Genomic DNA, 14,488 nt, shown 5'->3' with positions numbered 1-14,488 from the left:
GCATTCTATGACAAACATCATCTCTACAACGTTTTCTAAAAATTATTGCAGTAAATTTCTAAGTAGCAACTCTAAATTTTCATATTGCAATCATACTCTCAAAACGAATTTCATTACTTATATTTGAGAAAACTGATTACTCATGAAAAACCTTTGTTACGGGGCATTAATTTTAAGCCTCATTGCCTGTAATGAAACTTCGAAAAAAGAAGAAACTGCTATGAAAATTGAATATCCTACCACAAAAAAAGAAGTGGTAACCGACACTTTTTTTGGTGTTGCTGTTGAAGATCCGTATCGTTGGTTAGAAGACGACCGAAGCGATGAAACCGCTGCTTGGGTGAAAGAAGAAAACAACGTAACGTTCGATTATTTAAATAAAATACCTTTTAGAAAAGACTTAAAGGAACGTCTTGAAAAATTATGGAATTACGAGAAAATCAGTGCTCCGTTTGAAAGAGGCGATTATACGTATTTTTATAAAAATGATGGCTTGCAAAATCAATCGGTTTTGTACAGAAAAGATGCTTCTGGAAACGAAGAAATTTTTTTAGATCCCAACACTTTTGCTGAAGATGGCACTACTTCCCTAGCCGGATTAAGCTTTACCAAAGATGGTAGCTTGGCTGCGTATTCTATTTCTGAAGGAGGAAGCGATTGGCGCAAAGTAATTGTGCTCAACACTGCAACCAAAGAACAAGTGGGCGATACTCTCACCGATATTAAATTCTCTGGAGTTTCTTGGAAAGGAACTGAAGGATTCTTCTATTCGAGCTACGACAAACCAGACGGAAGCGAGCTTTCTGCAAAGACCGATCAGCACAAATTATATTATCACAAATTAGGAACACCACAAACGGAAGATGCTGTTATTTTTGGTGCAACCGATGCAGAAAAAAGCAGGTATGTTGGCGGTAGCGTTACCGAAGATCAAAAATATTTAGTCATCACAGCAGCTGTTTCTACCTACGGAAACAAATTGTTTTTAAAGGATTTGACACAACCAAATTCAAAAATCATTACTGTGGTTGACAATGCAGACAACGATAGCTATGTGATAGAAAACGAAGGTTCAAAATTGTTTATTGTTACCGATTATGACGCTCCTAACAAACGCATTGTCACTGTAGATGCTGCGAACCCAACTCCTGAAAATTGGAAAGATTTTATTCCGGAAACTGAATTCACTTTGAGTCCTTCAACTGGCGGAGGTTACTTTTTTGCTTCGTACATGAAAGATGCCATCGATCAGGTAAAACAATATGATTATGATGGAAACTTGGTTAGAGAAGTAGAATTACCAGGATTAGGAACTGCTGGTGGATTTGGCGCTAAAAAAGAAGAAACAACGCTATATTATTCCTTTACCAACTACAACACGCCTTCAAGTATTTATACGTATGATATTGCTGAAGGAACTTCAGAATTGTATTGGTCTCCTAAAATTGATTTCAATAGTGATGCGTACGAATCGAAACAAGTATTTTACACTTCAAAAGACGGTACCAAAGTTCCGATGATGATTACCTACAAAAAGGGAACAGAATTGAATGGTAAAAATCCAACCATCTTATATGGTTATGGCGGATTCAACATTAGTTTAACGCCTTCGTTCAGCGTAACTAATGCGGTTTGGTTAGAGCAAGGCGGTGTGTATGCCGTTGCCAATTTACGTGGCGGTGGTGAATACGGTAAAAAATGGCACGTAGCCGGTACCAAAATGCAGAAACAAAATGTATTTGATGATTTTATTGCCGCTGCAGAATATCTAATTGATGAAAAGTATACTTCAAGTGATTATTTAGCCATTCGTGGTGGTTCTAACGGTGGACTGTTAGTGGGTGCAACCATGACTCAAAGACCCGATTTAATGCAAGTAGCTTTACCAGCAGTTGGAGTAATGGATATGTTGCGTTACCACACATTTACTGCTGGAGCCGGATGGGCTTACGATTACGGAACAGCAGAAGATTCCAAAGAAATGTTTGAATATCTAAAAGGGTATTCTCCTGTTCAAAATGTGAAAGAAGGCACTAAATATCCTGCAACTTTGGTAACTACCGGAGATCATGACGACCGAGTAGTACCTGCGCACAGTTTTAAATTTGCAGCACAATTACAAGCTAAACAAGCTGGAGAAGCTCCGGTTTTAATCAGAATTGAAACCAATGCCGGTCACGGTGCAGGAACTCCAATTAGCAAAACCATAGAGCAATATGCTGATATCTTTGGATTTACTTTATACAACATGGGATACAAGGAACTTCCAGTGAAGTTAGCAGAATAAACTATTCTCAAAATACATCAACGAAAAAGGCTTCAGAATTCTGAAGCCTTTTCTATTAATTTTCGGTTTGTTCTTTTTTCTCTGGAATAAAATACAAGTCATCAGTGGTTGTTGCCAAATGCATGAGCGCATCGTAAATATAATTACAGACTTTGACTTCCCCTTCGTAATGAATTTTATCGGCTGTATCTGTCGGTTTATGATAATCTTCATGGCCACCTGTATGCAAACCTAAAACGGAAATCTCTTTCTTAAAAAACGAAACATGATCAGATCCTCCAACATCATAGGCTATCACAATAGGATTGATTCCATTGGGCGCTCCCAAACTTTTCATGAGTTCTTGTCCGTTGGGAAAACTCGCAGCTCCACCCATGTATACATGGTTTTCATCATTTAAATGCCCAACCATATCCATATTCAACATCACTTTAATGGTTGAAAGTGGTACCGGTGGATTTTCTGTAAAATATGTACTCCCCAATAATCCTTGCTCTTCAGCTCCAAAAGCAACAAAAATGACACTTCGTTTCAATTCAGATTTGTGAGTAGCCACTTTTTCAGAAATTTCCAAAAGTGCAGCCGTTCCGCTCGCATTGTCGTCGGCCCCATGAAAAATACTATCGCCTACCTTTCCTAAATGATCGTAATGCGCACCCAGTACAATAAATTCATTTTTCAATTTAGCATCATTCCCCGGAAGAAATCCAATGATATTCCAAGTTGAAACTTCTTCACCAGATTTCCTCAATTTTGCATTGAACTCCTGAAGAAAATTTCCATCAAAAGGTACTAAACCAGATTTTTGAAAATCCATATCTATATACAGCACCACATCTTCATTGGCAATAGTGCCTGGAAAACGGCCCTCTTCTTCATCGGAAGCTAAAAAAGAAATATGATCTTTAAGTTCTTGAACTGTAATTTCTTGCTGTGCAAAGGCTGAAAAAGCAGCACAAAACAAAAGTGTAGTAAAATAAAACTTCATGTTATATTTTTCTCAAATATAAGGGAATTGAAAGAATTGAGAGTCATAGAATCTGTACCTTTGAAAAAATTTTGCACATGCTTTCTATTGAAAATATTTCTTTTGCTTATGCCGAAAAACCTATTCTGAAAGATGTTTCCTTTCGTGTAGAAAAAGGAGAACATATTGCCATTATGGGCGAAAGTGGCTGCGGAAAAAGTACTTTGCTTCGTTGCATTTATGGACTGTTTGACTTGGAAGCAGGTAAAATTTTCTATAATGAAACTCCTGTGCTTGGACCAGCTTACAACTTGGTACCTGGCATGGATTATATGAAATATTTAGCACAAGATTTTGATTTGATGCCCTTTCTTACCGTAGCACAAAATATTGGAAAACACTTGTCTAATTTCTATCCGGAGGAAAAAAAACAACGTATTCAGGAGTTGTTAGAAATGGTTGAAATGACTGAATTTGCCAACGTAAAAGCAAAATTATTGAGTGGCGGACAAATGCAACGTGTAGCGCTAGCACGCGCCATTGCTGTAGAACCAGAAGTTTTATTGCTAGACGAACCGTTTAGCCATATTGATAGTTTTCAGAAAAACTCGTTACGCAGAAACTTGTTTGCACATCTGAAAAAACACAACATTACATGTTTGGTTGCTACACACGACAAAGAAGAGTCGTTACCGTTTTCTGATAAAACCTTAGTGATGAAAGATGGTGAAGTACTCACTTTTGAAAACCCAAAAGTACTCTATCAAAATCCAACAAATGCTTACGTTGCTTCACTTTTTGGCGATGTAAATGTATTGGACGGAAAAGACTTTGACACCGATAAAAATGAACTTATTTGCTACCCACATCAATTAGAAATTGTAGCTAGTGGAGGTGTACAAGTTTTAGTGAAAAGTTGTTATTTTCAAGGTGATCATTACTTAGTGCTGGGAGAATTGAATGGCAAAAAAATCACATTAAAATCTTCCGAAGAAATTACTTCGGAACACATTCAAATTCAGCTTAAAAAATAGTTTGGATTGTGATTGAGGTATTTCTAAAACTAACCGTTTCTCCAGCTGTTTTTCCTATAAACTCTTTGGCAATAGGAGCTCCAGATGAAATAGCGAACACTTGATGGTTTTCGATCTTCACTAATCCAAGACTCACAGCAATAAAATAAATTCCATTGGATGTTTCTAACAAACTGCCAAGCCGTACTAATTTTTGTTGTTGATTTTCCTGTTTCTTAATTCGATCTAAAACGGCTAATTCTTTTTCTAATTCTAGTACCTTGGCGCCAGTCTTTTCCATTTCTAATTGCACCATGGATCTGCCAGTTTCGTGCTTATCACCCGCTGTACTTTTAGTTTCAGAAAATAATGATTCTTGCAAATTGGCTAGCGTTTCCTGAACCGATTTTAATTTTGATGAAATAATAGCTTCACAAGCCGCTATTACCTCACTTTTTAGATGTTTCATCTTTCTTTTTCTTGGTATAATCTAGTTTACCGCCATGAAAGCGCATTTGCTGTAATGTCCAGGCAATTCTTTTTTGAATATAAGGTGTTGGCGGATTGGCTCTGTATTTTCTAGGATTTGGAAGTACTGCCGCCAAAGCTGCTGCATTTGCTTTAGACAATTTGCTTGCAGGTTTCGTAAACCAATATTTTGAAGCTTCTTCAACCCCAAAAATCCCATTGCCCATTTCAATGCTATTGAGGTAGACTTCCATAATCCGTTCTTTGGGCCAAATCAACTCAATCAAAAAAGTAAAATACACTTCAAACCCTTTGCGAACCCAGCTTCTTCCAGGCCACAAAAAAACGTTTTTAGCCGTTTGCTGACTAATGGTACTAGCACCGCGCTTTTTGGTTTTATGATTCTCATTAAACTTCATAGCCTTTTCAATAGCTCCAAAATCGAAACCATTGTGCGTTACAAAATTCTGATCTTCACTACACACCACTGCCAACTCCATATTTGGAGAAATATACTTTCTAGGCACCCAATCATGTTTGAGTTCCCAACCTGTATCCTCTCTATTTTCATAAGCTCTGATAAGCATTAACGGCGTATAAAATACAGGAACAAAGCGTAGCAAAACTACCCAAATCACTGTGATGGCTACAAACCAAAGAATAATTTTAAAAAGAAACTTAAATAATTTTTTCATGTACAAGGGCGTGTTCAAGTTCGGCTAATTGACGACCTACAAGTGTTCCTATAGAAATACCCATACCGCCTAGGCGAACACCACAAAATACGTTATTAGAAATGGATTTTACAATAGGTCTTTTTGCAGGTCCCACACCCATAATTCCGCTCCAACGCATATCAATTTCATAATCAAATTCGGGTAAAATTATTTCTGATAACATTTCTTCCAATTTTTCCTGAACTATTGATGACTGTGCAATATGTGTGGTGGTTTCGCCTTCAATATCTAAGTGTCTACCTCCACCAAATAATATTCGATCTCCTACATTTCTGAAATAGTAATATCCTTCTTCAATATGAAAAGTTCCTTTCACGGGTAAATTGGCAATTGGTTTTGTTATCAAAACCTGTGCTCTTGCAGGTTTTACATCGGTAATGCCCAAATCACTTGCGTATCCATTGGTAGCTATGAAGAGTTTTTTCACGGTTAAGTCAAACATATTTGTTTGTACTGAAACAGATCCATTCAAATCTTGAAAATCCTCTACTTGAATACTATTTAAGATCTTGATTCCTGAAGAATATGCCTTTTTTAACAACGTATTCATCATTTTACCGGTGTCTAGCTGACCTTCCAGCGTGTTGCTGATGTAGTAATCTTGAATGTGGCCAAAGTGAAAATCATTGGCCTTTTCTTCAAAAACATCTTGGTGAAAAAGTGGATGTAACAATTTATTAATTCTGGATCGCTCTTCTAAACATGATTCATAGAAGTCCGGATTTCCCTTCAAAAAAATTTCGTTTCCTCCATATTGCTGAAATTCCATAGCGTCATCGCCCACAATAGTACGCAGCGCTTGCAGGCCTTCCCAACGATGTTTGACCAACGAAACCATTTCGTCTTCATCATGGGTATTTAAATCATCTAAAAGCTCTGATAAACTACCAAAACAAGCAAATCCGGCATTTTTGGTACTAGCACCTTGCGGCAAAACTCCTTTTTCTAACACGAGTATGGAAGCGCTTGGATACTTTTCACGCAACGCCAAAGCACAATTTAACCCAACAATTCCGCTACCTACAATGGCAAAATCTATATCTGTAATCCAGTTTTTATATTCCCAATAACTAAACATAGTGCTCAATTTTTTATTTTTCTTATTCAAGATAAACAAATAATGAGTTCACTGAATATCAGTATTTTACTTTAACAGAATTTTTAATGGATAGTACGAATCATTTTTGAAGTAGATATTTCCATTGAGATGAGAAATACCCTTAGTTGAGAGTTGAAAACTCATTTCAAAATCCTTGAGTTCTTCCACATATTTTTTAAGAAATGAAAAATCTTCATAATTGGTGATCTTATCAAAATTCACATATAAATATGATGCATCTGTCAACCATTGTGATTGATGAATTTCTGATCCAGTGAAGAAATGAACACCGCCAGGAACATTGGTAGCGTGAAGTTTATATAAAGGGAAAATATCTTTATTTAATTGATTATCTTCCACTAAACCGGTACGCTTGAAATAAGAAAATACTTTTCCTAAAGTATCGTTAACCTGTATTTGAATATTGGGCACTTGTTTTTGAGTTGTACTCATGACCGGCACTTTCTCAAAATCGTCATTGTACTCATAGGTAATTATAGAATCTATTTGAGAAACCGAATTGTTTACAGCTAGCTGTACAGATCCTTCTGTATACATTTGCAAACTATCTGTGGCCAAAGAAACACCTTTTATATTCCATTCTTCATTTTGGTGAAAAGTGAGTTTCTGAAGTTCTAAATACAATGCATTCTTTTCTCCTTTTCTAAAAATTTTTGGCATTTTAGGCGTTTCAGAATCCAATGACTGAATAGCAATTTTACCGGGCTTTACATCAAAAGAAATCGTTTGTATTGGCGATACAAAAGCTATATCTTCATTTACAGATTTCACTCTACCTAAAAAATCATCTGATTTTAAAAACTCTTTTTTATTGAGCACACTTTCAAAAACATCCATTACTGACTCACCCGAATTTGCATAGGAAACAACCGCCTTATCATTGTTAAAAGCCACCTTCAGCTTAGTGTTTTCATGCTGAAATATTTGATATGACTCCCCGGATTCAATCTCTTTTAAATGCAATTCTTGAACTAAATAGTTTGAAAAAGAGCTAGTATTGGTTACGTTTAGTATTGTAAAAAAACTATCTGATTTCTTATTTTTTAAGGTACTTATAAAAAGATTTGCGGGTATATTAATTCCATACTCAACATCTTCATCTTTTGTTTTTTCATTTTCGTTCAAATATGAGGAAGGATGACAAATCATATTCCAAACGAGCTCTAAAGCCATTCCATCTACGTTGACCTTAACCACCGAAGCTGTGTTTATAGGTATTGTATCTTGATATGACCGCATGTCACGATACCAAAGAATTATATAAAACACGAAAAGCAGCCCTGCCATAACAAGAACTGCTTTTTGTAAAACTTTTATAAATGTAGTCATAGACTATTTTCTCATATTTTCAACAAGATCAAATAAGTATTTCAACCCATTTTTGTGACCTTCAGGAATTTCTATTACCACTTCTCCTTTAACTCTGTTTTTACAAACCTTTGAGCCTTTCATGGTAATTTCTCCTAGGTTATCTAAGAAATATAAAGCTGTTTTCATGGTAGAAACTCCCATTTCTTCTACAGGAATTTTATCAGCTAAAACTTTTGGATTAAAGAAACCACTAAACTTGTTTTTCAAAATCAACTTTTCATGTTCTTTAGAAAGTTTTGCCACGAATGTTCCTGAAGTAATTGCTTTCATATCTGAAGCAGAAGTACCTAGAAAAATAATCCCTTCTCTAATAGCAAAATAGATAGACATTGGAGATTCTGGAATCATAATTTCGTAATAACTTTCTGTTTGATTTACTATACCTTTCTCGGTACCATAATTTACTAGTTTACTTAACAGGTTTGTATCATCTGAAGAAAACATCAAAAGAAAATCTGGTAAAGTCTCTTTCTTTGTTTCTTCCTTTTCTACATAATTAAAATCTTCATCATAATCATATGTAGTAAATGTTCTTTCCTGTTCCGTAAAATCATTTAAGAGGAACATAAAGTCTCCTTTAATCACATTTCCTACAGCTTTTTCGTCTAAAAGCAATGAAAAAGCTTCTAAACCAAGATCCATTTCCTGTCCATAGGTAGGAAAGTCCTTGTAGATATTCTGCATTAATTTTGGATATTCTGTCAATGCCTCTTCAGTATTAATTGCAAAACTGAAAAAAGCGATACTCTTATCTTCATTGATATAATTTACAAAGTCGTTGTTCACTTTTCTATCAAAAACTTTTTTGTAAACATCACCAATTTCATCACTTACATTACTAATGCTTTCGAAAACAATTTCATCTTCGTTTAAGAATAAGTTGGTTGTTGAAGCAGCATCTTTGTATAAATTTCCAAAATTCATCATACCCATCATAGTACTGTAACTACCTGCATTTTTCAAAACAGATTCCATGAAAATATCATAGTTACCAACGAATAATGAAAGAACCGCATCATCATCTACATTCTTACGGTATGCTTTGTTTTTAGTAATATCGGAAGAAGGATTGGTTCTTAAAACAGTCTTGGCCATATCAAAAGCCCAAGCAGATCCTAATTGGTTTTTGATTTCATAATTTGATGGTCCTGAAGGAATTTCCTGTGGAATTTCAACCTCTTCCGGAGTTTCTACCTTAATAGTATCTCCATTCTGTTGAATTGTATACTCTTCTCCAGTTTCGTCTTCATAATACATTTCATCTTCCGAATCGTCTTCAACTCCCCAGTTAGAAAAATCAAAGGTCTTCTCTTCAGTCAGCCCATATCTCTCCATTACAGCTGGCTCTTTGAAATAAGCATCTGCCAAACTTGGATAGACCAAAACCAACGTTTTTTTATCCCAAACCATTACAGGAGCATCGGGCGTACCTTCAAACGTGTGGAACTCTTGTTCTTGAACAATTTCCTTTCCCATAATTTTGGTAAAGAACTTTTCCATTTTTGCATCATCTGCAATTGGAATCATAAGCGTATTATAAAATACACTATCATTCATGCTCATGTAGTAATATGAAGAAGCATCTATATTAAAACCAAAATCTGTTAATGATGGTTTTTCAGAACTTCCTTGTTCTTGAACCATGCCTAAAAGTGATTTTCCAAGAATCGATTCGTCTAGCTCTGTAACAGACATTAAATCGAGTAAATTTTCTCCATTTGCTCTAGCTACAATAGTTGCATCTTCCGGAACTTTCTTTTCCAAATCTTGCGCAAAAATGGTTACCGAAAAACATAAAGCAGGTAGTAAAAATATTTTTTTCATAAAGTGGTTTTTTCCCTATTGGATTAGTTGTATTGTATTCTCTATTGTTACGTTTTGTTGAATAAAATTATTTGCATTGAGCTTCATCATCAACGCCTTTTTTGATTTTGAAAGTTTTGAATTCTTATTTGAGAACGACTTTACAGGATTTTCAAAACGATAGATTAATGTATAGCTTGCGTTATCAAAAACATTTTTATCGTCTTTACTCAACTTGCTGTAAGATTCTTTTAGCTTGTTTCCAAAATCAAATTTTCTCTGAAATAGCATTTTACTCACATCGTAGTTGTAAGATTTAAACTGGCCTGAAACTTTTTGTTTATCCCAAACTTGTTGTGCAAAATTATTTAGGTTTTCTACTTTTTTAAAATCACAACGAAGGCTCAATATATAATTATCAAAATCTATAGTATGCTTTACATTGGATAAACCCGGAGCAGATTTCAGGTCATTTACTAGGTCTAAAACATGCTTCTCTATATCAGTTTTTGAAGGAATCTTATGACCATTAACACTATCTAACAACATTACAGATGCTAACTTGGTTTTACTTTGACTAAGGTTTAAAGTAAGTTCAATGGTACCCGATCCGTTTTTATTTAGGGAAACTTCTTCAATAACCTCAAAACATGAAGAAGTTGAGATCAATAGGATAAAAAGGGATAATAATTTAACGAGTATCATTTTCATAGCTAATGTAGTAGAATGCCAAATATAAAAATTTACTCGTAAACGTAATAAAAAAAGGCTCCTATATTAGGAGCCTTTTCATTTATTCTGCTTTCTTTGGTTTCATTTCGAAATCTTCCATGAACTTAGTGGTGTAATTACCGGCAACATAATCCGGCTCATCCATTAATTGTCTATGGAAAGGAATGGTAGTTTTGATACCTTCTATCACAAACTCATCAAGAGCACGCTTCATTTTATTGATAGCTTCTTCTCTTGTTTGTGCAGTTGTAATCAATTTAGCAATCATAGAATCATAATTCGGTGGAATCATATAATCACTATAAACATGTGTATCTAAACGAACTCCATGTCCTCCTGGAGCATGTAGTGTAGTAATTTTTCCTGGAGAAGGGCGAAAATCGTTGTACGGATCTTCTGCATTAATTCTACACTCAATAGAATGTAATTTTGGATAATAGTTTTTACCCGAAATTGGCACACCCGAAGCTACTAAAATTTGCTCACGAATTAAATCGTAATCAATTACTTGCTCTGTAATTGGGTGTTCAACCTGAATACGAGTGTTCATTTCCATAAAGTAGAAATTTCTATGCTTATCTACTAAAAATTCTATGGTACCTGCACCTTCATATCTAATATATTCTGCTGCTTTTACAGCTGCTGCTCCCATTTTCTCGCGCAACTCATCTGTCATGAATGGCGAAGGAGTTTCTTCTGTTAATTTTTGGTGACGACGCTGAACAGAACAATCTCTTTCTGATAAGTGACATGCTTTACCAAATTGATCTCCTACTACCTGAATTTCTATATGGCGAGGTTCCTCAATCAGTTTTTCCATGTACATTCCATCGTTACCGAAAGATGCTGCTGCTTCTTGTCTTGCACTATCCCATGCTTTTTTAAGGTCTTCTTGCTTCCAAACGGCGCGCATACCTTTACCACCACCACCAGCAGTAGCTTTAAGCATTACAGGATAGGTCATTTCTTTAGCTAACTTTTCTGCTTCTTCATAAGATTCAAGAATACCTTCAGATCCTGGAACTGTTGGAACTCCGGCAGCTTTCATCGTAGCTTTTGCTGTAGCTTTATCACCCATTTTATCAATCATTTCTGCAGAAGCACCAATAAATTTGATACCGTGTTCTGAACAAATTCTTGAGAAATTAGCATTTTCTGATAAGAAACCATACCCTGGGTGAATAGCATCTGCATTTGTAATTTCTGCAGCTGCAATAATATTAGGAATCTTTAAATATGACTCTTTACTTGGAGCCGGTCCTATACAAACCGCCTCATCTGCAAACCTAACATGAAGACTTTCTGCATCGGCTGTAGAATATACAGCTACGGTTTTTATACCCATCTCTCTACAAGTTCTAATAACTCGTAAAGCGATTTCTCCTCTGTTAGCGATTAATATTTTTTTGAACATCGTTGGGAAATTTTAAATGTTTTTAATCAGTTTTGAAGTGAAAAAAACGACCTAGAGAAGTCGTTTAGTTAGTTTTCATTTAAAATTCTTATGATGGATCTACCAAGAATAATGGTTGATCAAATTCTACTGGTGAAGAATCATCTACCAATACTTTCACAATTTTACCAGAAACTTCTGATTCAATTTCGTTGAAAAGTTTCATTGCTTCAATAACACAAAGTACATCACCTGTAGAAATTGTAGAACCAACCTCAACAAAAGTAGGTTTGTCTGGAGATGGTTTTCTATAGAAAGTACCAATGATTGGTGACTTTACAGTAATATATTTAGCATTTTCATCTTTTGGCTCTGCAGGTGCAGCAGGAGTAGTTGGAGCTACTGGTTGTGCAGCAGGAGCTTGTGGCAATGCTTGGCTAATTGGAATTTGTTGAACTACAGTAGTTTCTTTAGCATCATCTGAACCAGTTTTAATGGTAATTTTTACATCTTCCATTTCCAGTTTTACTTCACTGGCACCAGATTTGGCTACGAACTTGATTAAGTTTTGAATATCCTTAATATCCATGATTTTGATTTTTTTGTTTATGAATTATAAGCCCATTTTAAATAAATAGACCCCCAAGTAAATCCTCCACCAAAAGCAGCAAAAACTAGGTTGTCACCTTTTTTTAGTTGCTTTTCATAATCATTTAATAACAATGGCAATGTTGCAGAGGTTGTATTTCCGTATTTATGAATGTTCATCATTACTTTTTCATCATCTAGCCCCATTCTATGCGCAGTGGCATCAATGATTCTTTTGTTGGCTTGATGTGGAACTAACCAAGTTACATCTTCTTTGGTAAGCTCATTTCTAGTCATAATTTGGGCGGCAACATCGGCCATATTAGAAACTGCAAATTTGAAGACTGTTCTTCCATCTTGGAAAACATAGTGCTTCTTATTTTTTACGGTTTCTTCTGAAGGCGGTAATAAAGAACCACCTGCTTCTATCTTTAGAAATTCTCTTCCGATTCCGTCACTTCTTAAATATTCATCTACAAATCCTAAATTTTCAGAATTTGGTTCAAAAAGGACTGCTCCTGCACCATCACCAAAAATGATACATGTAGCACGGTCTGTATAATCTAAAATTGATGACATTTTATCTGCACCAATTAATAATACTTTTTTGTATCTACCCGATTCTATATAACTGGCAGCAGTGGACATTCCGTATAGAAAACTTGAACATGCCGCTTGAAGATCGTAAGCAAAAGCATTTTTTGCACCTATTTCTGAAGCAACATAAGCAGCTGTTGCAGCGACAGGCATATCTGGAGTAGCAGTAGCTACAATAATAAGATCTATTTCTTCTGGAGTTATTCCTCTTTTTGCAATAAGGTCTTCTGCGGCTTTGATAGCCATGAAAGAAGTTCCTTTTGTATCATCCTTTAAAATTCTTCTTTCTTTAATTCCGGTTCTGGTAGTTATCCATTCATCATTGGTTTCTACCATGGTTTCCAATATTTCATTGGTTAACCTGTATTCCGGAACGTAAGCTCCTACAGCGGTAATGGCTGCTGTTATATTACTCATACGTTAATTTCTTTTGTTTCAAAAAATGATGCAAAACGGGTGCAAAATTAAATGAAATTACTAAAAATCCATGAATTATGGTCTTAAAATGGTCAGTTTTTGCAATTTTAAGGGTATGACAAAAAAAACTCTCACGTTTGTGAGAGTTCTATATATACCTTCTTTTAACTTAAGCTACTTCTGCTTCTGTGTTATCAATTAACACTTGGCCTTTGTAGTAAAGTTTTCCTTCATGCCAGTGAGCTCTGTGATATAAGTGAGCTTCTCCTGTAGTAGGATCTACTGCAACTTGAGGAGCAGACGCTTTGTAGTGCGTTCTTCTCTTGTCTCTTCTGGTTTTAGATATCTTTCTTTTAGGATGTGCCATCGTTCAATCTTATTTATCCGTTAATAATTTCTTTAAAGTATTCCATCGAGGATCTATATCCTCATCATTGTTTTTCTTGTCTTTCTCTTTTGGCTGAAGTTCCTCCAGCTTTTTCAATATATCAGATGATAATGTCCCGTCTTTAATCCCGGGATGTACTCGTTTTGCGGGTACCGATAACACAATCATTTCATACATATATTGTGCTACATTAATTTGATGTTCTCCATGAGGAATGATTAACAACTCTTCGTTTTCATCATTAAATTCTTCCCCAAATTTTACTACGAGCATAATTTCGCCTTTAATAGGCAAATCAAATGGTTCGCTAGACAAATCACAGTCTACATTCACGGTCCCTTTTGATTTAAATTGCAACTCTAACATGGTACTTTTTTTATTTAAAGTAATGTCCACGTTGACCGCTGCACTATTAAACTCAGTAAAATCGAACAATTCAAAGAACTCATTATCAATTTGATACTGAAACTGGTGTTTTCCTTCTTTTAAACCTACAAAAGGAATAGTGTATTCCTTAAACTTATCCATCTCAACATCAGTTTAGAGCGTGCAAAGATATAAATTTTTATTTATGATGATAATCTTATCAACATTTTTTTGTTTATAT

The 14,488-nt window shown here is 35.3% G+C and carries 14 protein-coding genes; 2 read left to right on the top strand and 12 right to left on the bottom strand.

Annotated features, from left to right (window positions below; genetic code table 11):
• The first annotated feature begins 142 nt into the window (after positions 1–142).
• The gene (locus BM383_RS01185) at positions 143–2,287 is read left to right on the top strand and encodes a prolyl oligopeptidase family serine peptidase (RefSeq protein WP_093021836.1); all 2,145 of its coding nucleotides are present in this window, start codon (positions 143–145) and stop codon (positions 2,285–2,287) included.
• 55 nt (positions 2,288–2,342) lie between these two features.
• Here BM383_RS01185 and BM383_RS01180 read toward each other — a convergent pair whose 3' ends face one another.
• On the bottom strand, positions 2,343–3,275 hold the full coding sequence (locus tag BM383_RS01180) for a M28 family metallopeptidase (protein WP_093021832.1): 933 nt from the start codon (positions 3,273–3,275) through the stop codon (positions 2,343–2,345).
• Between the two features lie 77 nt (positions 3,276–3,352).
• On the opposite strand from BM383_RS01180, the gene BM383_RS01175 reads away from it, so the two are divergent.
• Positions 3,353–4,288, top strand: a complete 936-nt coding sequence (locus BM383_RS01175) for an ABC transporter ATP-binding protein (RefSeq protein WP_093021829.1) — start codon at positions 3,353–3,355, stop codon at positions 4,286–4,288.
• Here BM383_RS01175 and BM383_RS01170 read toward each other — a convergent pair.
• From BM383_RS01170 to BM383_RS01120, 11 genes are all read right to left on the bottom strand, one after another.
• On the bottom strand, positions 4,278–4,736 hold the full coding sequence (locus BM383_RS01170) for a hypothetical protein (protein ID WP_093021826.1): 459 nt from the start codon (positions 4,734–4,736) through the stop codon (positions 4,278–4,280). The genes BM383_RS01175 and BM383_RS01170 overlap by 11 nt on opposite strands.
• On the bottom strand, positions 4,717–5,430 hold the full coding sequence (gene mtgA / locus BM383_RS01165) for a monofunctional biosynthetic peptidoglycan transglycosylase (protein WP_093021823.1): 714 nt from the start codon (positions 5,428–5,430) through the stop codon (positions 4,717–4,719). The genes BM383_RS01170 and mtgA overlap by 20 nt, the downstream gene beginning before the upstream one ends.
• Positions 5,414–6,550, bottom strand: coding sequence for an NAD(P)/FAD-dependent oxidoreductase (locus tag BM383_RS01160; protein ID WP_093021820.1), 1,137 nt, complete (start codon positions 6,548–6,550; stop codon positions 5,414–5,416). Before BM383_RS01160 ends, mtgA begins: the two co-directional genes overlap by 17 nt.
• 66 nt (positions 6,551–6,616) lie before the next feature.
• Positions 6,617–7,921: a hypothetical protein gene (locus tag BM383_RS01155; protein WP_093021817.1), complete on the bottom strand. Its 1,305-nt coding sequence runs from the start codon at positions 7,919–7,921 to the stop codon at positions 6,617–6,619.
• A 3-nt stretch (positions 7,922–7,924) separates the two neighbouring features.
• On the bottom strand, positions 7,925–9,787 hold the full coding sequence (locus tag BM383_RS01150) for a hypothetical protein (protein WP_093021814.1): 1,863 nt from the start codon (positions 9,785–9,787) through the stop codon (positions 7,925–7,927).
• Positions 9,788–9,802: 15 nt separating this feature from the next.
• The gene (locus BM383_RS01145; protein ID WP_093021811.1) at positions 9,803–10,477 is read right to left on the bottom strand and encodes a hypothetical protein; all 675 of its coding nucleotides are present in this window, start codon (positions 10,475–10,477) and stop codon (positions 9,803–9,805) included.
• An 82-nt stretch (positions 10,478–10,559) separates the two neighbouring features.
• The gene (accC, locus tag BM383_RS01140) at positions 10,560–11,912 is read right to left on the bottom strand and encodes an acetyl-CoA carboxylase biotin carboxylase subunit (protein ID WP_093021808.1); all 1,353 of its coding nucleotides are present in this window, start codon (positions 11,910–11,912) and stop codon (positions 10,560–10,562) included.
• 88 nt (positions 11,913–12,000) lie between these two features.
• Positions 12,001–12,480, bottom strand: coding sequence for an acetyl-CoA carboxylase biotin carboxyl carrier protein (accB, locus tag BM383_RS01135; RefSeq protein WP_093021805.1), 480 nt, complete (start codon positions 12,478–12,480; stop codon positions 12,001–12,003).
• A gap of 17 nt (positions 12,481–12,497) precedes the next feature.
• Positions 12,498–13,493: a beta-ketoacyl-ACP synthase III gene (locus BM383_RS01130; RefSeq protein ID WP_093021803.1), complete on the bottom strand. Its 996-nt coding sequence runs from the start codon at positions 13,491–13,493 to the stop codon at positions 12,498–12,500.
• A gap of 169 nt (positions 13,494–13,662) precedes the next feature.
• A complete protein-coding gene (gene rpmF, locus BM383_RS01125) occupies positions 13,663–13,860 on the bottom strand; it encodes a 50S ribosomal protein L32 (protein ID WP_093021800.1) in 198 nt (65 codons plus the stop codon).
• A 9-nt stretch (positions 13,861–13,869) separates the two neighbouring features.
• The gene (locus tag BM383_RS01120; RefSeq protein ID WP_093021797.1) at positions 13,870–14,409 is read right to left on the bottom strand and encodes a YceD family protein; all 540 of its coding nucleotides are present in this window, start codon (positions 14,407–14,409) and stop codon (positions 13,870–13,872) included.
• Between the last annotated feature and the right edge of the window lie 79 nt (positions 14,410–14,488).

This window comes from Pustulibacterium marinum, assembly GCF_900116665.1.
Taxonomy (GTDB): domain Bacteria; phylum Bacteroidota; class Bacteroidia; order Flavobacteriales; family Flavobacteriaceae; genus Pustulibacterium; species Pustulibacterium marinum.
The sequence above is the reverse complement of the archived record's forward strand: the minus strand, read 5'-3'. Positions and strand labels throughout refer to the sequence as shown.